Here is a 23,109-nt window from a genome sequence, read left to right as displayed (position 1 = left end):
ATTTCAATTCCTGTTCATCGGCTCGTCGCGCTCAGCGATATCGGCAAAGCGTCAATCTGCTGCGTTGTTTTGCGGTTCGAAAAAATTCGAAACTTCTATGCACAACTTGTATCGTCTGCTAATACTAAAGACACTGAGGCTCAAAGGCGCGGCTCTGCGATGAGGATTGCACGCACCTTTGGCATGATTAAAACGCCTGGCGCGTACCCAATGTTAGGGGTATCGACTCGTGAGCCATCCTTCTCGGATGAGACGGAACCCCGCCTGTCTGAAGTGGGATTCCAGCGCGGACCCGGCCCGACATGATGTGTTGTCGGGCCCGAGGAATGTACATCGCTTCGATCGCAGTTCGCACCGGAGTTCGTGTCTGAGCTTGCCGCTCGCTGTGTGGCTGTGTCTGCGTCAGCACAGTTGGCCTTGTGCGCTGCTGCTCGCACTCGGTGTCTGCGAGTTCGCGCAGGCAGCGGGCCCCACGGGCGGCCAGATCACGGCCGGCTCCGGACATATCACGCAAGCGGGCAACAGCACGACCATTCAGCAGGGCACGCCCACGCTGTCGCTAAGCTGGCAGAGTTTCAATCTTGCGCCGAACCAGACCGTCACCTTCGTGCAACCCGGCGCGGGCTCAATCGCTGTCAATCGCATACTGGGCAACACGGCCAGCAATATCTTCGGACACCTGAACGCAAACGGCCAGGTCTGGCTCATCAATCCCAATGGCGTGCTGTTCGGCCCTGGTGCATCGGTGAACGTGGGTGGCCTCGTCGCGTCCACGCTCGATGTCGCCGACAGCGCGCTGGGTTCGAGCAGCCGCACGTTCGCCGGGTCAGGCAAGGGCAGTGTGGTCAACCAGGGGGCAATTACGGCGGCCACTGGCGGGTATGTCGCCTTGCTCGGCAATCAGGTCTCCAATCAAGGCACGATCAGCGCACATCTGGGCACCGTTGCGCTGGCCGGCGGCAGTGCCATGACGCTCACGTTCAGCGGCAATCAACTGCTGCATCTGAGTGTCGATCAGAGCACGCTCGACAACCTGGCCGAGAATCGCCAGTTGATTGTGGCGGACGGCGGTGATGTGTTGATGAGCGCCGGGGCCAAAGATGCCGTGATGGCGAGTCTCGTCAACAATAGCGGCGTGATCCAGGCGCAGACGGTGCAGAATCACGGCGGCACGATTACGCTGCTCGGCGGCATGACGGCGGGTACTGTGGACGTGGGCGGCAAACTCGACGCCAGTGCACCGAACGGCGGCAATGGTGGCGCCATCGAAACCTCGGCGGCCCATTTCAGTGTCGCGGACGGCGCGCAGATTACGGCCAGCGCGCCACATGGCAAAGCCGGCACCTGGCTGGTCGATCCTACCGATCTCACCATCGACCCCACTGCGGCCGCCACCCTCTCCAGCACGCTCGACGGCGGCACCAGCGTGACCGAGCAGACCACGGCCACTGGTGCCACCGGCGTGGGCACGCAAAGCGCAGGGGCGGGTGACATCAACGTCGACGCGCCGATCACCTGGAGCAGCGCCGCAGCGAATCTCACCTTGCAGGCCTTCAACGCGATCAACGTCAATGCACCCGTCACGGGCGCAGGCAGCGTGACGATGGATGCGGCCGGCAGCAACCTGACCATCGCCGCCGGTGGCTCGATCAAGGGCGGCGCGGGCGTGACGCTGGCCACCGCGGGCAACTTCGTCAACAACGCCGGCAGTGGCGCGGTCTCGACCGGCACCACGGCACCGTGGCTCATCTATTCCAGCAATCCAGCACTGGATACCGCAGGGGGGATCGTTCCAGATTTCATTCAGTACAACGCAACGTATTCAACGAGCGCGACCACCGCGCCCGCTGCATCCGGCAACGGCTTTCTCTACAGCCTCGCGCCCACCCTCAGCATTACCGGTTTGACGGGCACCGTCACCAAAGTCTACGACGGCACCACCACGGCGAGCCTGACGGGCGCGAATTTCACCACGACGGGTCTGGTCAACGGCAACACGATCGCCACCGCAACGGGCAGCTATGCGAACGCGAATGCGGGCTCGGGCATCGGCGTGAGCTCGCCCGCGAACATCGCGGCCATCACCTTGACGGATGCAGGCGGCACTATCCCGGTGTTCGGCTACAGGCTGGCGGGTGCGCCGGTCACGGCGTCGATCGGCGTCATCACGCCCGCGCCGTTGACGGCCACCATCGTCGGCGATCCCACCAAGGTCTACAACGACACCACCACCGCCAGTCTGACGAGCGCGAATTACACCGTGACGGGTTTCGTCGCCGGTCAGGGCGCCACGCTCAATCCGCCTGGCGGCGTCGCTTACGCCAGCGTGGATGCGGGCACGCAAACCGTGTCGGCGCCGCTGACCGCGTCGAACTTCAATGCGAACACCAACACCAATCTCGCCAACTACATCTTGCCGAAGACGGCCACGGGACCTGGCACCATCACGCCCGCGCCGCTCATCATTACCGGCGTGCTGGCCAACGACAAAACCTATGACGGCACCACGGCCGCGAGCCTGAATACTTCAGCGGGCGCGTTGTTCGGCGTGCTGGCGCAGGATGCCGGGACGGTCGCGCTGAATCTGGCCAGTCTGATGGCGGCCTTCACGTCGCCGAACGCGGGCAACGATATCGCGGTGGCGGTGAGCGGCGGCGGCTTGACGGGCACGAAGGCCGCCGACTATTTCATCTCGCCGGCCAGTTTCGCGGGGCTCTCCGCCGACATCACACCCAAGGCGCTCACGGTAAGCGGCGCCACCGCCAGTAACAAGGTCTATGACGCAACCAACGCGGCCACGCTGAATCTCAGCGCTGCCGCGCTGTCCGGTCTGGTGCCGGGTGACGCGGGCAACGTCAGCTTGTCTGGCGCGGGGGCGAGCGGCACCTTCAGCCAGTCGAACGTGGGCAACAATCTGCCCGTGACGGTGAGCGGCTTCACGCTGTCGGGCACGGCGGCGCGCAACTACGCGTTCACACAGCCCACCGGGATCACCGCCAGCATCACACCGGCCGCGCTGGTGATCGGCGTGTCCGGCAATCCCACCAAGGTCTATGACGGCACGACCGCGCTCGCGCTGTCGCCCGCGGATATGACGGTGAGCGGATTCGTCGGCGGCCAGGGGGCAACGGTGTCACAGGCGAGCGCGGCTTCTTACGCCACACCCAACGCCGGTTCGGGCATCGGCGTCACGGTCAGCTTCGAGTCGTCGGACCTGACGCCGAACCCCGGCACCGCACTCTCCAACTACACCATTTCGACCACAGCGGTCGGCACCGGCACGATCACCCCGGCTCCGCTGACTGGCATGTTGGTTGGCAATCCTACCAAAACCTTCGATGGCACCGCCGCCGCCACGCTCAGCCCCGCGAACTATGCGCTGAGCGGCCTGATCGGCAACCAGAGCATGACGGTCACGCAGACCGCCGGGACCTACGACAGCGCCAACGCGGGCGTGCAGGGCGTCTCCGCGGCGCTGGGCGCAGCCGACTATCAGGCGGGCGCGGGCACCCTGTTGTCGAACTACATCCTGCCCACCACGATGGCCGGCGTAGGCACCATCACGCGGGCTGCCCTGACGGGAACCTTGAGCGCCGCCATTACCGGCAATCCCACCAAGGTCTACGACGGCACCACCGTGGCCACGCTCGCGCCTGCCAACTTCACGCTGAGCGGCTTCGTCGGCTCGGACAGCGCAACGGTGAATCAGTCCGTCAGCGGCCAGTACGGTTCGAAGAACGTGGGACTGCAACCGGTGTCGGCGAACTTGTCCGAGGCCGATTTCACCGCCGGCGCGGGCACCAATCTGAACAACTACACGTTCCCGGTCGTGGCCTTCGGCACCGGCACGATCTTGCCCGCGCCATTGTCGGTATCGATCATCAACAATCCGACCAAGGTCTACAACGGCACGACCACGGTGGCCCTGAACCCCGGCAACTTCCAGATCAACGGTTTCGTGCCGGGCGAGGGCGCGCAGATCAACGCCACCACGCCGTTCGCCTACGCGAGCGCCAACGCGGGCGCCGAGGCGGTGAGCGGCAATCTCACCAACGGCAACTACGTGGCAAACACCGGCACGCTGCTGAGCAACTACGTGCTCGCCAGTTCGGCAAGCGGTGCCGGCACCATCTTGCAGGCGCCCCTGTTCATCACGGGCGTCTATGCCACCAGCAAGGTGTACGACACGACCACCAGCGACACGCTCAACGTGGCGTCAGCGGGACTCGCCGGGCTGGTCTCCACGGACGTGGGCAAGGTCACGCTGACCACCTCGAACACCGGCACCTTCGCCCAGGCGAACGTGGGCAATGGCATTGCGGTCACGGCCGGCGGCTTCTCGATTGCGGGTAGCGCGTTTGCGAATTACGCGTTGCAGCCCGTCAGCGGGCTTTCGGCCAACATCACGCCGGCACCGTTGACGTTGACGGGCATCGTCGCCAACAACAAGGTCTACGACGCCACCACCGCCGCGACGCTGAACACCAGCAATGGCGTGCTCAACGGCGTGCTCGGCAGTGACAGCGTGAGCTTCAGCGAAACCGGCGCTGCCGCGCAGTTTCGCACCGCCAACGTGGGGAGCGGCCTGAGCGTGACGGTTGGCGGCTTTACCCTTGGCGGGGCATCGGCGGGTAACTACATGCTGACGCAACCGGCGGGACTCACTGCCAGCATCACGCCAGCTCCGATCACGGCGGTGATCACCGGCACGCCCACCAAGCTGTACGACGGCGACACGACCGCCACGCTTACGGCCCAGAATTACGTGCTCAGCGGTTTCGTGAACGGGCAGGGCGCGACGGTGCCGCAGCAGTCGGGCGCGAGCTATACGACCGCTAACGCCGGCACCGGGCTCGGCCTCACGTCCGCGCTGGTCATTTCGGATTTTCTCGCCAACGCGGGCACCAATCTTTCCAACTACAGCTTGCCGACCACGGCGACCGGCGATCAGGGAGTGATCACGCCGCGTGTCATTAACCTAACGGGCACGCGCGTTTACGACAGCACGACCGGGGCCGCCGCGACCCTGTTCGGCAATGGCGGCGTGTTGAGCGGCATCGACGGACAGACATTGACCTTGAGCGGCAGCGGTACGCTCACCACGAAAAACGTTGGCAATCAGCAGCCGTTCGCCGCCGGTGGACTGAACGGCTTCACGTTGACCGGCAACAACGGCGCGGTGGCGAGCAACTACACCTTCGTGGGCGGCACGGACTGGGTCACCATCACGCCTGCCACGCTGAGCGTGAGCGGCGCCACGGCCGCGAGCAAGACCTACGACGGCAGCACGGCCGCCACGGTGAGCGGCGCCACGCTGACCGGCGTGCTGGGTACGGATGCCGTGACGCTCGGCAATGCGACGAGCGGCACCTTCGCCAGCAAGAACGCCGGCAACGGCATTGCGGTCAGCACCAGCATGACCATCAGCGGCACGGATGCGAGCAACTACATCATCCTGCAGCCGGTGGGTCTCACCGCCAGCATCGCGCCGCTTGCCATCACGGTGAGCGCGAGCGGGCAGGACAAGTCGTACAGCGGCACGACCACGGCCGGCGTGACGCTGAGCAGCAGCGGCGTAATCCCCGGCGACAGCGTGAGCTTCACGGACACGGGCGCCAATTTCAGCACCTCGAACGTGGGCACCGGCATTCCGATCTCGGTGACGGGCATTGCGGGCACCGGCGCCGACGCGGGCAACTACACGCTCACCAACACCACGGCCACCACCCAGGCCAACATCACGCCAGACGTACTCAATCTGACCAGCACGCGCGTGTATGACACCACCACGGGTGCTGCCGCGACGCTGTTCGGCAATGGCGGCGTGCTGAGCGGCGTCGACGGCGAAACGCTCACCTTGAGCGACAGTGGCACGCTCGCCAGCAAAAACGTCGGCACGCAGCAGCCGTTCGCCGTCAATGGCCTGAACGGCTTTACGCTGACGGGCAACAATGGCGCAACGGCCAGCAATTACACGCTGGTTGGCGGCATGGACTGGGTCACGATTACGCCCGCCATCCTGACGGTGAGCGGCACCGCCGCCTCGAACAAGATCTACGACGGCACCACGGCGGCAACGCTGAGCGGCGCTACGTTGCAGGGCGTGCTGGGCACGGATGCCGTTACGCTGGGTAACGACACCACCGGCACGTTCGCCAGCAAGAACGTCGGCAACAACATTGCCGTGAGCACGGCGATGACCCTCAACGGCGCGGACGCCGGCAATTACCTCGTCGTGCAACCGGCAGGCCTCAGCGCGAGCATTCTGCCGCTCGCCATCAGCGTGACGGCTACCGGCATCAACAAGGTCTATGACGGCACCACTACGGCGGGCGTCACGTTGAGCAGCAGCGGCCTCGTGGCCGGCGACCGCGTGACGTTCACGGATACCGGAGCGCGCTTCAGTTCGCCGAACGTGGGCACAGCGGTGCCGATCAGCGTGACAGGCATCGCGGATGCCGGCACCGACGCAGGCAACTACACACTGCTCAACAACGCCGCGGCGGCCAGCGCGAATATCACGCCCGCCATCCTCAATCTCACCGCCACGCGCGTCTACGACGCCACCACCGGCGCGGGTGCGGCGCTGTTCGGCAATGACGGCGTGCTCACGGGCGTCAACGGTGAAACGCTGACGCTCGGCGGCAGCGGCACACTGTCCACCAAAAACGTCGGCACGCAACAGGCATTCGCGGTCAACGGCCTGAACGGTTTCACGCTGAGCGGTAACGGGACGGCGCTCGCCAGCAACTACACCTTCGCAGGCGGCACGGACTGGGTCACCATCACGCCCGCCACCTTGACGGTGCTGGGTACCGTTGCGGGCAACAAGGTCTACAACGGCAATACGGTGGCCACGCTCAGCGGTTCGACCTTGCAGGGCGTGCTATCCATCGACAACGTCACGCTGGGTATCGACACCACCGGCACGTTTGCCAGCAAGAACGTGGGTAACAATATCGCCGTCAGCACCGGCATGACGATCAGCGGCACGGACGCGGGCAACTATGTGATCGTGCAGCCCGCTGGTCTCACCGCGAGCATCACGCCGCTGGCCATCATCGTGAGCGCGACGGGGCAAAGCAAGGTATACGACGGCACCACCACCGCGGGCGTGAGCTTGAGCAGTAACGGCGTGCTGCCTGGCGATTCGCTGAGCTTCACGGAGAGCGCGGCGAACTTCAGTACCCCGAACGTTGGTACCGCTGTGCCGATTACCGTGAGCGGTATTAGCGGCACCGGCACGGGGCTGGGCAATTACACCTTCAATACCACGGCCACGACGAGCGCCAACATCGCGCCGGCCATTCTCAATCTGACGGGCGCGCGGGTGTACGACGGCACCACGGGCGCGGCTGCGAGCGTGTTCGGCAATGACGGCGTGCTGACAGGCGTCGATGGTCAGACGTTGACCTTGCGCGGCAACGGTACGCTCTCGACGAAAAACGTCGGCACGCAGCAGCCTTTCGCGGTCAACGGACTGAACGGCTATACGCTGACGGGTAACGGCTCCGCGCTCGCCAGCAACTACACCTTCGTGGGCGGCATGGACTGGGTGACGATCACGCCGCTTGCCATCACCGTGACGGTGACGGGCCAGAACAAGGTGTATGACGGCAACACGACCGCGGCTGTCACGCTGAGCGGCAGCGGCGCGTTGCCCGGCGACGCGCTGACCTTCACCGATACCGCCGCCAGTTTCAACACGCCGAACGCGGGCAACGGCATCCCGATCACCGTGACGGGCATCACGGGCAGCGGTGCGGATCTGGCCAATTACACCTTCAGCACGACAGCCACTGGCAGCGCCAACATCACGCCGGCGATTCTCAGCCTCACCGGCACGCGGGTGTACGACGGCACGACCAGTGCGTCCGCCAGTCTGTTCGGCAGCAACGGCGTGCTCACTGGCGTGAATGGCGAAACGCTGACGCTGAGCGGCACGGGCACGCTCACGACGAAGAACGTCGGCACACAGCAGCCGTTTGCAGCGAGCGGCACGAGCGGCCTCACGTTGACGGGCAACGGCACGGCGCTCGCCAGCAATTACACCTTCGCGGGCGGCACGGACTGGGTGACGATTACGCCGCTCGCCATCACCGTGACTGCGACGGGGCAGAACAAGGTCTACGACGGCACGACCACTGCGGGCGTGAGTTTGAACAGCAGCGGCATCATCCCCGGCGATTCGCTCACCTTCACGGATAGCGCGGCCAGCTTCAGCACGGCGAATGCGGGCAACGGTATCCCCATCACGGTGACGGGCATCAGCGGCAGCGGGGCGGATCTGGGCAACTACACGTTCGGCACGGCCGCCACGGCGAGCGCCAATATCACGCCTTCCGTGCTCAACCTGACCGCGTCACGCGCCTATGACGGCACGAGCGCCGCCAACGCGAATCTGTTCGGCAACAACGGCACGCTGAGCGGGGTGAATGGTGAAACGCTGGCACTCGGTGGAGCGGGAACGCTCTCGAGCAGGAACGTAGGCAACGAAGTGAGTTTTGCCGCCGATGGTCTCAGCGGCTTCACGCTGAGCGGCAATGGCGCGACGCTCGCCAGCAATTACACGCTGACGGGTGGCACCGACTGGGTGAGCATCAACCCGGCGCTGCTGAGCGTGGTGGGCACTACCGCAAGCAATCGCGTGTACGACGGCACCACCGTCGCGGGCTTGAGCGGGGCCACGCTGTCTGGTCTGTTCGGGCAGGACGCGGTGACGCTCGGCAACGCCACGGCCGGCACCTTCAACAACAAGAACGTGGGCAGCAACAAGCCCGTGACGACCGCGATGACCATCAGTGGCGCCGATGCCGGCAACTACATTCTGCTGCAACCCACCGGGCTGACCGCCAGTATTACGCCGCTCGGCATTCTGGTGAATGCGACCGGCAACGACAAGGTCTACGACGGCACGACGCTCGCAACGGTGACGCTCAGCAGCGCAGGCGTGGTGCCGGGCGATCAGGTGAATTTCAGCAGCATGTCCGCGAGTTTTGCGGACAGCAACGCCGCCAACGGTATCAGCGTGGCCGTGGGCGGCATCAGCGAGCGCGGCGCTGACGCAGGCAATTACACGCTGCTCAACAGCACGGCTACGACGACCGCCAACATCACGCCGCTGCCCATTACAGTGACGGCGACGGGCACCAGCAAGGTCTACGACGGCAACGACAGCGATATCGTCACACTGACCAGCAACGGTATCCTCGCGGGCGACAAGCTGCAGTTCAGCTACGGCGCGGCGGATTTTTCGAATCCGGACGTGGGTAACGGCAAACCCGTTACCGTGACCGGCATTTCGGACAGCGGCGCCAATGCACAGGACTACGTATTCAACACATCGGCCCTCACGGCCGCGAACATTACCAGCCCAGGCGTGGGCGGCCCGCTGTTGGGTCTCGCGCAATCCGGCTTCCAGGAATCGGGCACCGGCGTCACGGTGAGCGGCCTCGCGCAAACGCAGAGCCTGCTGCAACCGGAAGGCGTCGAGACGCCGTACGGTGTGGCCAATCAGGATGACACAGGTATCTACACTGGCAACCGGCAACCCAAGGACAGCGCGATGCCACGCAATCGCATTCCCGCAGACTTTCATCCAGGTCTTGGACTCACCGTGATCCAGGGCGGAGTGAGGCTTCCGGCGGATGCGGGCCCATGAGCCGATCCGCGCGCTTGGTTCCTTCATCCACGCAGCCTCGGCGCGCAAAAGCGGCGCGGGGGTTTCTAATGCGGCTTCGGGTCGGTCTCTGGTCTGGTCTTTCGTTTGGTTTCGAAGTTGTGATCGTTCTGATGCTCGCGCTCGGCGCTTCGCTCGCGCAGGCTCAGGTGCGCATCCCCTCAGTACCTGACAGCGGGCAACTGCTGCGCGAAACGCAGCCGCCCAATCCGCAGGCGGCGCCCTCGTCGAATCTGCCGCTCAACATCCAGCAGCAGAACGCGAGCCCTTCGGGCAGCACGGAAACGTTCCCGGTGCGCAGCATCGAGATCAGCGGCAACACGCTGATTCCTACGGACACGCTGCATGCCTTGGTGGCCTCCGGCGAAGGCAAAAACCTCACGCTCGACGATCTCGATGCACTGGCCGACCGCATCACCCAGGCGTATCACGCGCATGGCTATCCGCTCGATCGCGCCTATGTGCCGGCGCAGACGCTGCACGATGGCGTGGTGCGCGTTGCGGTGCTGGAGGCCAAATATGGCGCGGTCACGCTGCACAACGACAGCGCGGTGTCCGACCGGCCGCTGAATGCGACGCTCGCGCCGCTGCAACCGGGCCAGCAGGTCAGCGAATTCATGCTGGAGCGCAGCCTGCTGTTGATGTCCGATATCCCAGGCGCCGTGGTTAACTCCGTGCTCGGTCCTGGCGCCGCGGCCGGCACTTCGGACCTGAACGTAGATGTCACCTCGGCGCAGCGCTATACCGGCGTGGCAAGCGTGGACGATTACGGCAACCGCTATACGGATCGCGTTCGGGTGGGCGGCGACTTCGATATCAACGGACTGTTTCATCAGGGCGACGTGCTCGATCTCAGCGCGCTCACCTCGGGGCACGACATGACGTATGGGCGTGCGGGATATCGCTATCTGCTGAACGGGCAGGGCACCACCGTGGAGGCGGCGATTTCCGGGCTGGAGTATCACCTGGGCAACGGCCTGTCTAATCTGGAGGCACACGGCACCGCCGTGGTGGAAAGTATCAACCTGTCGCAGCCGCTGATTCGCAACACCGCGTACAACCTGTATGGGCAGGTCGAATACGATCACCGGCAACTGCACGACGATATCGACATTGTTTCGGTAGAGAACAATCGACACACGGGCTCATGGACCGGCACGCTGGCCGGAGATCAACGCGACCGGACCGGCATCACCAACATGAGCGTGAGCACCACATATGGACATGTGTGGTTCGACGATGCATTGGCCGAGTTCATCGACAGCATCGGTCCGCACACGCAGGGCAGCTACACCAAATACGATCTGTCCATTTCGCGGCTGCAACAACTGAACACCACCAACGCGCTGTATTTCGCGCTCCTCGGCCAGTTCGCCAATCGCAACCTCGATACGTCCGAGCAGTTTTATCTGGGCGGGCCCACCACCGTGCGCGGCTATGACGTCGGCGCGCTTTCCGGCGCGCAAGGCAATCTCGCCACCGCCGAATTCCGCCACGACTTCAGCATCCCCGTATTGCCGGGACCGTGGCAGGCCGCGTTGTTTGTCGATAGCGGTCATCTGGAGGTGTACAAAACCACCTTCGTGACAGGGCCCAACAGCTTCAGGCTGAGCAGTATCGGCGTGGGCTTGCATTGGTCGGCGCCGCATGCGTGGGTAATGAACCTGAGTCTCGCGACGCCGCTCGGCGCCGCACCGGACGCGGCGGGGATCGACAGCAGCAAGGTGCGTTTCTGGGCGCAGTTGCAGAAGGGGTTTTGAACGCGACAGCGAACTTGCATGACGCGAGTTGCCGCTTAGGTCTTCCCCGCGTCGCGATCAAACGTACCCACGTAACCGAACACGGCCCGTTCGACCCGCTTCGCCAGCATCCTCTCGTCCACTTCGCCGCGTTGTCCGGCTGCGTCCACCAACGCGTGGATGATCGCGAACAGGTCTTGCACCACATAAGGATCGCGGGCAAGCAGCTCCTCACCCAGACAGTGGCGAAAAATCGCCAGGCGCATGTCGTCGAGATTGCGCGCCTCGTCGCCCGGCGGGAGCCGCGCTTCTTCGACATCAAGCAAACGCGCAAGCACCGGCCGCCGCAACTGATGCGCCACCGCGATACGAATCAGTTCACGCAAGCGGTCCGGCCCATGAGGCCGTTCGAGTAACTGCACGAGATCGCGCAGCAGTGCTGCGTCTTCGCGCGCGATGAGCGCACGCGTCAGCGCGGTCTTGTTGGGAAAGTACTGGTACAGCGAACCGATGCTCGCGCCGGCGCGTTCGGCGATGGCATTGGTCGTATAGGCATCGAAACCGCCGGTCTCCAGAATGTTCGCCGCTGCTTCGAGAATGGCCGCGACGGTCGCCGCAGCGCGTTCCTGACGCGGCAGTTTGCGAGGGTGCAGGGCTTCATGACGGTCGTTCTTCGCGACGCCGCTGGTTTTCGCGGCGGCGCGACGAGGGGTTCGCTTCGCTTTCTGCGAGGGATCGGAACGGCTCATTGGGTTGAGAAAATGTGAGCTTTTTATGGAAGGAGGCTTCGCGTGATGACGAAATCAGATTGCATACCGTGTACATCTTACCTCGGTGCCGCTGCCGAGCATGACTGCGAAAGCGAGTAGTGAATATGAGCGATGACTCATAAAATTTCACCCATGTTCTCCAGCCAGAAAAGTGCTGGCGGACCTTACCTGATCAGGACCCGGCGTTGCGGCCGCCGAGTCTGGCAAACCTGGGCGGCCGCGAGGAGTGAAATCATGCGCGTCATCATTGCAGGCGGCGGGATCGTCGGACTCACGGCTGGCATCGCATTCAAGGCGGTAGGTTGGGAGGTGGTCGTGGTGGAGCAGGCCACGGAAATTCGCGCGGCGGGGGCGGCAATTGGACTGTGGCGCAATGCGCTCGACGTGTTTGCCGAATTCGGCGTGGGCGACGCGCTCTCGGCGATCGGTACGTCCGTCGAAACCTGGTTCTTCGATGCCGCCGGGCAGCCCCACCGGGCACCTGGCTACGATGCGGCGGACCACGAGTTTCAGTTGCTGCCACGCCCCGAACTCAATCGTCGGCTCGCGCAGGCGCTCGGCTCCGAAAACATTCGCCTGAACGCGAGAGTGCTGGCCTTCGAGGAGCACGCGGACCATGTCACCGCAACGCTGAGCGACGGCACGGTTGAGCAGGCAGATTTGTTGATCGGCGCGGACGGCGCGTACTCGGCGGTACGTGCACAACTGCTGCCGGGTTCCGCGGCACGGGCGCACGCGGGGCATCACGTGTGGCGCGGCATGCTACCCGCCGGCGACGAACCCGAGGCAGGTAGCGTATTGACGGTCGGGCATCAGGGTACACGCGGCGGCTACACACGCACTTATGGCAATCAGGTGGTGTGGATGGTGAACCAGTTCGATAGCGTCGAGCCCTCGGGTACGAAAAAGGAAGAGGCGTTGAAACGCGCCGCGCTGCTGAACGACAACGGCTGGAACGATCCGCTCGTCAAGCTGATCGAGCGGACGCCAGAAGATCAGATCCTGCATAACCCGATCATGGTCGTGCCCGCGCTGCCGCGCTGGACCTCGCAGCGCGTGGTACTCGTCGGCGATGCGGCGCATGCGTTGTCGCCGCATATCTCGGCCGGGGGGACGCTGGGTGTGGAGGACGTGACCGTGCTGGTGCGGGCGTTGCGCAAGCATGCATCGCTCGCGTCAGCGCTGGCCGCCTATGAAGCGAATCGGATTCCCCACTATACGCAGGTGCGGGAACTGGCCTACGCGGTGGAAATAGCGCGTGATGCACAGACGTATGCGCGGGAATACGCGCGCTTCAGTCACTGGATGTTGAACGAGGGGTATGCGGCGGCGCGGGGGTACTTGAGTTGAGATGATTGCCGACCTGGTGACGAGCCGATTGCAATACTCCCGCCCTCTCGGTATCGCTGTCGTGAGGGGATTGGCGGAGTTAATAGGGAGGCCTTGAACATATAAAGCATAATTTTATTTGAAAATATAATTAAAAGGCACTTTGAATTGCGTTTGGCTTTCCACCTTCGAGTGAGCGATAAAGGATGAGCTACAGTCAATTCGGCCATCCGATCTTCAATTCACTAACGCGATGAGCGCCGATAAAAATGGCACTTTGTCTGAAGAAAGCTAATTTATTAGGCTATAACCAACCGAACAGAATTTTTATATTCAAACATCGCACACGCAGACATGCTTGAAAGTCCTGTGCCGCTCATCAAGATTTGCGTATCGTTCAAGCATCGGTGAAAGTTGTGCTTAGAAGAAGAATGAACGAATCCCGGGAGGATCGAGGATTCGCACCTTGGCTGCATCATGCAACTGAATTAGGGTTGACGTTCTTGGAAGAATTATCGAATTCCCAAAGTGGAGGTGGCAGTGGACGATTCTGCTGAGAATGTTAGCCAACATCTTGCAAACAATGAACGGATTCCGCCATTGGAGAACGCTTCCTGGACAGTGAAGGACGATGTCGCGCGAGGCATGCTGCTCATATCATACGCCGCTCAAATTGGTGTAAATCTTTCGCCTGCGGATGTAAGAACAGTGAGGAAAGCGCATACTTCTCTGGAAAATGGCGAATTTTCCCCCAGTGCGGAAAAATCGCTCTACGGTGCGATCAGCAGGATCACTGCTGGTGTTCCTTACCCAAATGAAGAGGTGGCATCAGATATTAGACTTTGTTACGGGGTCGTTTCGCATGCGTCTCAAACTGGCAAGCGAGTAGAAAAAAATGATTTGCAGATCTTGTCAGCAGCACGGGCTGCTCAGCGAGCATTGCGATGGAACACGAAAATCGAGGCCGATTTCTATGGCGCAATGAAGCGTATGTGTGATTCGATATTGCCGTTAGAGCCGGAGGCTGTCAGCCTCGAGGCAAGAAAAGGTGCCCGGAAAGCTATCCGCAACTACAGTATAGCCACTGGAGTCGTGACCGCTCTGGTACTAACGCTTTCTTGTTTACTGTTTATAGTAGAACAAATTTCGCATGACATCTCGCATGTTGTTTCGTTGAACGATCCCATTGCGATGACGCTGCACAACCAATTGCAGGCATACGATGCACAAATCATCCAGCTAGACGGAGGCGCGACTCCGGAGATCTTAGTTCAAATGCAAAATTCTCAGGAGGCAGTAGCGATTAAAGAGGATCTACAAAAATTCGCAACCAATAATCGCCAGCTGTACTCTGACGTAAATCGTGCGAGAGGGATAGGTCAGTTTCTTTTCCGTATTCCCAATGCAGTTGGTCATCTGTTTCTCGGAAAGGATTGGGGTGATGACTGGGGAAGTGTGAGCAATCGCTATGCAGTGCTTGGGTGCGCAGGAAAGCAAAGCGATTGGCAGTGTGACCCGGAGCATATTCGGCGTGCGTTGGAAATCGACTTGCCGTTATTCGATCTAGGGATGACTCCAGACAAGAAGAAACGAACCATTCCTGAAGATACAGTTAAGCAAGGATTCCAAAAAATCTCAGTGTATCAGGATATTCGGGCAATGGCGATGTATTCGCGCGACATAATACTTTCTTTTGTTGGCTCAATTACTGGTTTTTTGCTGCCAATTTTATATGCGGCGCTAGGCGCATGCGCTTCTATTTTGCGAAAATTGAGATCGGATACAGTTTCTCACTTGTTCCATCCAGAGTACTCGAAGGTGGCGAATCGCGCGCATATAACCACCGCAGTCATTGTCGGGATTTCGATTGGTTTATTTAGTGACATTGTCCGCGGCGGAGCCGGTGTTTCACCACTAGGTTTGGCATTTGTAGCAGGTTATGCGTCAGACAAGTTTTTCGAGTTCGTAGATCGCATCGTGCATTCGATTTTTCCATCCGTCAGGCCGCGCGACGTGGATCCGGTCGGCGCGGATCCAAAACCTAACGTGTGGTTGCAGCAGAACGCATCAACCCTTAGATGGAACCTGCATCGTAGGCGCCGATTCACAATCGCAACTCGAGAGAAGCCAGTGTAGGGAATGTCAAAACATTGATGTCACTCGCCCATACGCACTGACTTTTCTGGTTTAGCGAACTCAGATAGCGTATTGAGTGGAAGAAGCGCCAATATCTCTGGACGCTCCGGGTGAATGTCGGTCTCGATCAGCACAACGTGTGGGTTTCGCGCGTTCGGCAGAAGGAGTGTAGGGTTAAACCGATAACGACAGACTCAAGAAAATTCCGAGGAAAATCATGAGTACACCAAATGAATTAACTAGCAATCCACCTCCACAGAACAGCGGTCCTCCGCAATATCCGCCGGGATCATTGGCAGACCGCCTTAGGATGATCGTTTGGCTATGCTTCGGCCTGGTATTTTATGCGCTGTCATGGACGTTCGGGCCGCAACAACCCTTGATCCAGACCACCCTATATAAGTTCGGTCACGTAACAACTCTCGCTTTCATTGGCTATTGGATATCACGCCATGCGCTCGGCCGCGTGAGCAGTAATCCTTCACTTGGTGACATGTTAGGAAGAGCACTCGTGATGGGTTCCGTCATCATCGCTGGCTCCCTAGGGCTATGAGAGCAGCAGGCTTTCCGGAAGCGTCAAGCGCTCGCCTTGCCTTGATCGACGAGCGAAGCGGTGTTGCTCGCCAACTGCTTGCGGCAGCGCTCCTCGCGATATCATTGCAGCCCCAATGCACGGAAGCGACGCTGCCGGCGGCCGCTTTTGTAACCCCGCCTGCATTCGCGCTTCAAATTCGCGGGTCGCTTATACGTGAGGTCAATTTCCGCTTCGGAGTTGGGTCGCCGGTGCCAGTTATCGCCGGCCAGATCATGCAAGAGAGTCGCTTCAGCGCAAATGCAGTCTCGCCTGCGGGCGCGCTTGGACTGATGCAATTCATGCCGAAGACCGCAGAGTGGGCGGCCGTAGCTGGAAAACTAGGGCAGGCTCAGCCGCTTGACCCCCTCTGGAGTTTGCGCGCGGGGGTTTGGTATGACTGGTATCTTCACGACCAATTGAAGCGTTTCGACACCGAGTGCGACCACTGGCACTTCACGCTCTCTGCTTATAACGGCGGCTTGAAATACGTGCTTGAGAGGCAAGCCCTCGCGTCAAAGCCGGGATCCTGGACCATCGCAGGACCAATCAACCCAGGCATCAAGCCGGAAAGCCAACGCGAGAATGTCGAATATTCACCAAAAATCCTCTATTACTTTCAGCCAGCTTTTCAGTCTTGGGGTATAGCGCAATGTCTCTGAGCAGATTGATAGGGGGACTTCCCGACAGACTCAGCCGTCACGCTAGTCTCTCTTGGCACTCTCTAAGACAAAAGGCGGTCCCATCGGAACAAAACCCCGACGGGACCGCGTCTACATCACTTCAGATCGAAGCGGTCCAGCTCCATCACCTTCACCCATGCTGCCACGAAGTCGCGCACGAATTTCTCCTGCCCGTCCTCGCTGGCATAGACCTCGCCCAGCGCCCGCAGTTGTGCATGTGAGCCGAACACCAGGTCGACCCGGCTGCCGGTCCACTGCACTTCGCCGCCCTTGCGGTCACGCCCTTCGAACGACTCGCGAGCCGCCGAAGCCGGCTTCCACTCCATGCGCATGTCGAGCAGATTGCGGAAGAAGTCGTTGGTGAGCGTGCCTGGCCGCTTGGTGAAGACGCTGTGCGGATTTTGCCCCGCGTGCACGTCCAGCACGCGCAATCCGCCGATCAGCGCCGTCATCTCGGGCGCGCTGAGCGTCAGCAACTGCGCCTTGTCGATCAACAGCGCCTCCGCCGGCACCTTGTATTTCGCCTTCAGATAGTTGCGGAAGCCATCGGCATACGGTTCGAGTGCACCGACCGATTCCACGTCGGTCTGCTCCTGCGAGGCATCCATCCGGCCGGGCGTGAAGGGCACGCTCACCTGATGGCCGGCGTCTTTCGCCGCCTTCTCGATGCCGGCACTGCCGCCCAGCACGATCAGGTCGGCCAGCGAAATCTTCTTGCCGCCCGACTGTGCGCCGTTGAACTCGGCTTGCACGCCTTCCAGCGCCTTCAGCACCTTCGCGAGTTGTTGCGGCTGGTTGACGGCCCAGTCCTTTTGCGGCGCAAGACGGATGCGCGCACCGTTGGCGCCGCCGCGCTTGTCCGAGCCGCGGAACGTGGAGGCCGAGGCCCACGCCGTCGAAACCAGTTCAGGGACCGTCAGCCCCGTGGCCAGAATTTTCTGCTTGAGCGCAGCGACGTCTTTCTCGTCGACCAGCGGGTGATCGACCGCCGGAATCGGGTCTTGCCACAGCAGTTCTTCGGCGGGCACTTCCGGGCCGAGATAGCGTACGCGCGGTCCCATGTCGCGATGGGTCAGCTTGAACCACGCGCGTGCAAATGCGTCGGCGAGCTGGTCGGGATTCTCGAGGAAGCGCCGCGAAATCTTCTCGTAAGCGGGATCGAAGCGCAGCGACAGATCGGTGGTGAGCATCGTCGGGTGCAGCTTCTTCGACGGGTCATGGGCGTGCGGCACGGTGGCGTCCGCGCCTTTCGCCACCCACTGATTCGCGCCGGCCGGGCTCTTGGTCAATTCCCATTCAAACCTGAAAAGGTTTTCGAAGAAGCCATTGCCCCATTTCGTCGGCGTATTGGTCCACGTGACTTCCAGGCCGCTCGTGATGGTGTCGCCACCCTTGCCGGTGCCAAAGCTGTTTTTCCAGCCCAGCCCCTGGTTTTCCAGATCGGCTGCTTCCGGTTCCGGGCCGACGTTGTCCGCCGGACCCGCGCCGTGCGTCTTGCCGAACGTGTGGCCGCCCGCGATCAGCGCGACCGTTTCTTCGTCGTTCATGGCCATACGGCCGAACGTCTCGCGAATGTCGTGTGCCGCCGCCACCGGGTCGGGATTGCCGTCCGGTCCTTCCGGGTTCACGTAGATCAGACCCATCTGCACCGCGCCGAGCGGATTTTCGAGGTTACGTCCGCCATCGTCCCGGCTCACTTCCTCGCCGTGTTTTTCTTCGTCCGCGACGATCACGCCGCCGTCCTCGTTATCGCCCGCCGCGCCCTTGCCGTAGCGGACGTCACCGCCCAGCCATGTCTTTTCCGTGCCCCAGTACACGTCCTGATCCGGTTCCCACGTATCCTCGCGGCCGCCGCCGAAGCCAAAGGTCTTGAAGCCCATTGTTTCGAGCGCGACGTTGCCAGTGAGAATCAGCAGGTCGGCCCACGACAGCTTCTGGCCGTATTTCTGCTTGATCGGCCATAGCAGGCGGCGCGCCTTGTCGAGGCTGACGTTGTCCGGCCAGCTATTGAGCGGCGCAAAACGCTGCTGGCCGCGCCCGGCGCCGCCGCGGCCGTCGCCGATGCGATAGGTGCCGGCGCTATGCCAGGCCATGCGGATAAACAGCGGGCCGTAGTGGCCGAAGTCCGCGGGCCACCAGTCCTGCGAATCGGTCATCAGCGCGGCGAGGTCTTTCTTCACCGCGGCGAGATCGAGGCTCTTGAACGCCTCGGCGTAATTGAAGCTCTCGTCGAGCGGATTGGATTTGCTGGAGTGCTGGCTGAGCAGATCGAGCCGCAACTGCTGCGGCCACCAGTCACGATTGGTCGTGCCGCCGCCGGCGGCATGATTGAACGGGCACTTTGCTTCGTCTGACATGCGTTATCTCCTTGAGAGGACGTTCCCACCTGTTGTTCTACTCTTGGGTGCAGGCCTGGATGTTGCACTGCTGCAATGTCAAGGGGCTGACGGCCTGCGAAAAATCACATGATGTTGGTTGACGGTGCGCGCCACGGCGCGACTAAAAATATAGTGCACGCTGCGCATCAATTGAACGCGATTCTGGCAATGCCCGCGATAGTGCGCGCCTATAGCTGCCACGCCTCGCAAACTCGTTGCACTCGTCCCACTCGCCACGCTCATTGTGCAACAAACCCGCTGATCCTTGCCCGCAGACTGCCACGCCCGCTCACAGCGGGGCCCGGCGCTGAATTCAGGCGTGCAGCGTTTCGACGGTGGGCTCGCAGAGAATCGGAAAATTGACGGAGTTGGCGATGTAGCACTGCTCGTGCGCCGCGTGATGCAGACGCATTGCCAGCTCGCGGTCGTCACCGGCGCGCACTGTCACGTGCGGGCGCAGCACGATCTGCGAGAAGTGTCCGGGCTGCCCGCGGTCGAGCATCGTGCCTTCCGCATGATCGACATACTCCAGCACGGCGATACCCGCATCGGCGCACAGATGCAGATACCAGAGCTTGTGACACGCCGAGGCCGCAGCGACGAGCAGATCTTCCGGATTCCAGCGGGTGGCGTCGCCAAGAAAGGCGGGGTCCGATGAGCCTGGGATCTCGGGCTTGCTACCGGCGCGGATCACGTGATCGCGTCCGTAGTCGCGGTATCCAGAAGTGCCGGTGCCGCGATTACCGGTCCACTGCACGCAAACCGGGTACTTGTGCTCGCCATGTGCCATGCCACGCTCCTGTTCGTGTTTTGCCGAAGTTTGCCGAAGGTTGCCGGTGCCTGTCCCGTGCACGCCGGCGCTCAGTACCGCATGAGGGCATGGCGGCTGCCCAGAGTGAGGAGCCTGGATTATCACATCGTTTGCGTGCCGGGTTGGGCGGGTGAGGGCGGTGCCGACGCCTCGCGGCGCGCGGCAGTGCGCGAAATCGCAACAAGCTGACGGCCACGCTCATGTCTGACCTGATACGTCGAACCGATGAAACGGCAGACGCGGCAACGCGCGCTTGCAGGGCCGGAAAACGCGGCGGACGCGCGGACCGTTTTACGACCTCCCGGCAGGAAACCGCGTAAAGTTGGCACGGATCAGCGGTTCATGTCGATTGTCCACGAAGCCCGGTTGGCCAATACTGCCTTCATCGACACGAACTTGGAGGACGCCATGAATCAGCCCGCCAGACCCGTCATTCACGCCGGGAGCACGCATACAGGTGTTGTGCTCGCCAGTCAACTTGTCAGTCATCCCGTTGTCATGAGCGAAGCCGAGCGCGCGCATCAGGAGTGGCTGCTCGACGATTCACTGATGCAGACTTTCCCCGCCAGCGACGCCATCTCGCCGGGCTTTTTCACCTGACCCGCGAGGCTGCATCGCACGGACACATAAGCGCCGCAACGCGGCCCATTGCACGACCCGAATGATTTGCCCTTGAACAATTGCCGATCCATTGACTCGCTTCATTGCCATTAATAAGGAACCCGAAATGACCAGCATCGCCGGAATCAAGATCCCCGACAGCATCATGGCGCGCGCCGCCACGGAACTCGTGCGCGACACCGAACCCGATCTGCTGTACAACCACTCGCGCCGCGTGTTTCTGTTCGGCGCGCTCGCAGGCGAACGCAAGCAGCTCAAGTACGATCCGGAGCTGCTGTACATTGGCGCCATGTTCCATGACATGGGTCTGATCGACGCCTACAGCAGCAAGACGAACCGTTTCGAAGTGGACGGCGCCAACGCGGCGCGCGACTTCCTCACCCAGTACGGCGTGAACGACTACGACATCGAACAGGTGTGGGCGTCGATCGCGCTGCATACGACACCGGGCGTCCCCGAGCATATGAAGCCGGTCGTGGCGCTGGTTACGGCAGGGGTGGAGATGGACGTGCTGGGCCTCGCGTATCACGACTTCAGCGAGGAGCAGCGCATCCAGGTGGTGGCGGCGCATCCGCGTGAGAAAGACTTCAAGAACGGCATCATCGACGCCTTCGCGCAGGGCACCATCAAGAAGCCGGAAACGACCTTCGGCAACGTGAAGGCCGATGTGCTCGAACTGCGCGATCCGAACTACAAGCGCCTGAACTTCTGCCAGATCATCCTTGGCTCGGCATGGGACGACAGCCACGCCGGCCACGCGCATGGCGCCGGCTGCGGCTGCGCGGATAGCACTAAGGCGTAACCGGCTGGCTGGGCGATGCGCTCCCCGCATTGCCCGCACTCGCGGCATTCGCATCGCTCGCCGCCGCGGTTGGCACCGCACTCGCCACCGCCGCACCGCTCGCGGCGGCGTCGCTCGCAGCCCTGGCGGCGCGCTCCGGATGGCGCGCGTCGTGCAGACTGCTCGCCGACCAGCCGCCGCCCAGATCGCCGATCAGGTTGGCGGCATCCACGAGACGTTCCTCCTGCACGTTCAACGCCGTCTGCTGGTTGCTCAACTGCGTGGTCTGCGCGGTGGCGACGGTGGTGTAGTCCACGGTGCCGGCCTGGTATTCGTTGAAGGCGATCTCGGTGCCGCGCGTGGCGTCCGTCACGGCGCGCTGCAAGGCGTCGGCCTGCTCGGCCAGAATGCGCAGGCCCGACAGGTCGTCCTCCACGTTCTGGAAGGCTCCCAGCACGGTGCCGCGATAGTTGGCCACCGCTGCGTCATACGCTGCCTTGGCCGCCGCGACCTGGCCGCTGCGCGCGCCGCCGTCGAAAATCGTTTCGCTTGCCGAACCGCCCAGCGACCACACGTAGTTGGCCGCGTGCAGGAGGCCCGACAGCGGCGATTGCGTGAAGCCGTCCAGCGCCGACAGCGAGATGGTCGGGTAATAGGCCGCCACGGCGACGCCGATGGCTGCATTCTGCGCGGCCATCTGCCGCTCGGCGGTGGCGATGTCGGGCCGCCGCTCCAGGATCGTGGATGGCACGCCCACCGGAATCGACGGCAGCGACGGCATGGTAGTGCTGTGTGGAATGTCGAGGTCTTCCGGATTCTTGCCCACCAGCACCGCAATCGCGTGCGCGTACTTCGCGCGCGCCACGCCGAGGTTGATCAGGTTGGCCTGCGCCGTTTCCAGTTGCGTGCGGGCGGTGATCACATCGGACGGCGCGATGGTGCCGGCCTTGTCCTGATCGGACACCACGCTCAGAAAGTGCTGGTAAGCGGCGACGGTCTGCGTCAGCAGATCGATGTTCGCGTCGCTCACGCGCAGGTCGATCACCGCCGTGGCGAGCGCGATCTGTTCCGACAGCGTGGCGTTGGCGAGCGTCGCCTCGCTGGCCTCGGCGGTCGCGGCATTTTCTTCGATGGTGCGGCGCACTTCGCCCCATACGTCCAGATCCCAATTCAGGCTGCCTTCCAGCGAACCCGAATTGTTGATCCGCTGGAAGTTGCCGAAATTCGCATTGCTGCTGCTGAGGCTGCCCGTGGAACTGCGTGCGCGCGTCGCCGAGCCGGTCACGCCGATGGTCGGAAACAGGCTCGCGCGTGCCACCCGCACTTCAGCCAGCGCTTCCTCGTAGTTCGCGTAGTCCTGCCGCACGGTCTGGTTGGAGATCACCACCTGCGGTTCCAGTTCGTTCAGCAACGGATCGTTGAAGCCGGTCCACCAGTCGCCCTTGGGGGCGGTCGCGGCCGGCTCGGCCTGGGTCCAGCCCGGCAGTTCCTTGTAGGTGGCCGGCACCTGGACGGGCGGGCGGTGATAGTCCGGGCCGACCATGCAACCGCTCATCAGCAAGGTGAGCGCGGCGGCCAGCGGTGTGCGGGAAATCTTCATCTTCATGCCTT

General features: G+C 62.3%; 11 protein-coding genes. 7 read left to right on the top strand and 4 right to left on the bottom strand.

The genetic code is table 11. The features are described 5' to 3' along the window. Nucleotides 1–373 precede the first annotated feature (373 nt). Nucleotides 374–9,661, top strand: a complete 9,288-nt coding sequence (locus D0B32_RS08840) for a YDG domain-containing protein (protein WP_181969763.1) — start codon at nucleotides 374–376, stop codon at nucleotides 9,659–9,661. 119 nt (nucleotides 9,662–9,780) lie between these two features. Then, complete coding sequence (locus tag D0B32_RS08835) at nucleotides 9,781–11,439, top strand: ShlB/FhaC/HecB family hemolysin secretion/activation protein (protein WP_181969762.1); 1,659 nt, start codon at nucleotides 9,781–9,783, stop codon at nucleotides 11,437–11,439. A gap of 35 nt (nucleotides 11,440–11,474) precedes the next feature. Here the strand turns inward: D0B32_RS08835 and D0B32_RS08830 are convergent, their stop codons facing one another. Next, the gene (locus tag D0B32_RS08830; protein ID WP_117333592.1) at nucleotides 11,475–12,167 is read right to left on the bottom strand and encodes a TetR/AcrR family transcriptional regulator; all 693 of its coding nucleotides are present in this window, start codon (nucleotides 12,165–12,167) and stop codon (nucleotides 11,475–11,477) included. Between the two features lie 255 nt (nucleotides 12,168–12,422). On the opposite strand from D0B32_RS08830, the gene D0B32_RS08825 reads away from it, so the two are divergent. The 3 genes from D0B32_RS08825 to D0B32_RS08815 all read left to right on the top strand — a co-directional run bounded on the left by D0B32_RS08825 (nucleotide 12,423) and on the right by D0B32_RS08815 (nucleotide 16,886). Then, entirely contained in the window at nucleotides 12,423–13,538 is a 1,116-nt protein-coding gene (locus tag D0B32_RS08825; RefSeq protein ID WP_117333591.1) for an NAD(P)/FAD-dependent oxidoreductase, read from the top strand. Nucleotides 13,539–14,057: 519 nt separating this feature from the next. Further along, the gene (locus D0B32_RS08820) at nucleotides 14,058–15,653 is read left to right on the top strand and encodes a hypothetical protein (RefSeq protein ID WP_147329512.1); all 1,596 of its coding nucleotides are present in this window, start codon (nucleotides 14,058–14,060) and stop codon (nucleotides 15,651–15,653) included. A 549-nt stretch (nucleotides 15,654–16,202) separates the two neighbouring features. Beyond that, a complete protein-coding gene (locus D0B32_RS08815) occupies nucleotides 16,203–16,886 on the top strand; it encodes a lytic transglycosylase domain-containing protein (protein WP_117333589.1) in 684 nt (227 codons plus the stop codon). 116 nt (nucleotides 16,887–17,002) lie between these two features. Here the strand turns inward: D0B32_RS08815 and katG are convergent, their stop codons facing one another. Next, entirely contained in the window at nucleotides 17,003–19,264 is a 2,262-nt protein-coding gene (gene katG, locus D0B32_RS08810; protein ID WP_117333588.1) for a catalase/peroxidase HPI, read from the bottom strand. A gap of 334 nt (nucleotides 19,265–19,598) precedes the next feature. After that, entirely contained in the window at nucleotides 19,599–20,075 is a 477-nt protein-coding gene (locus D0B32_RS08805; RefSeq protein WP_117333587.1) for an OsmC family protein, read from the bottom strand. Nucleotides 20,076–20,438: 363 nt separating this feature from the next. Between D0B32_RS08805 and D0B32_RS08800 the strand changes: the two genes are divergently transcribed. Both D0B32_RS08800 and D0B32_RS08795 read left to right on the top strand, forming a co-directional pair. After that, nucleotides 20,439–20,696, top strand: a complete 258-nt coding sequence (locus tag D0B32_RS08800) for a hypothetical protein (RefSeq protein ID WP_117333586.1) — start codon at nucleotides 20,439–20,441, stop codon at nucleotides 20,694–20,696. Between the two features lie 127 nt (nucleotides 20,697–20,823). Beyond that, a complete protein-coding gene (locus tag D0B32_RS08795; RefSeq protein WP_117333585.1) occupies nucleotides 20,824–21,519 on the top strand; it encodes an HD domain-containing protein in 696 nt (231 codons plus the stop codon). Here the strand turns inward: D0B32_RS08795 and D0B32_RS08790 are convergent. Beyond that, nucleotides 21,509–23,104 carry an efflux transporter outer membrane subunit gene (locus D0B32_RS08790; protein ID WP_404935538.1) on the bottom strand — a complete coding sequence of 532 codons (1,596 nt, stop codon included), beginning with the start codon at nucleotides 23,102–23,104 and terminating at the stop codon, nucleotides 21,509–21,511. The two genes, D0B32_RS08795 and D0B32_RS08790, sit on opposite strands and share 11 nt — an antisense overlap. Between the last annotated feature and the right edge of the window lie 5 nt (nucleotides 23,105–23,109).

The organism is Paraburkholderia sp. DHOC27 (assembly GCF_003429005.1).
Taxonomy (GTDB): Bacteria; Pseudomonadota; Gammaproteobacteria; order Burkholderiales; family Burkholderiaceae; genus Paraburkholderia.
This window is presented reverse-complemented; position numbering and strand designations above follow the sequence as displayed.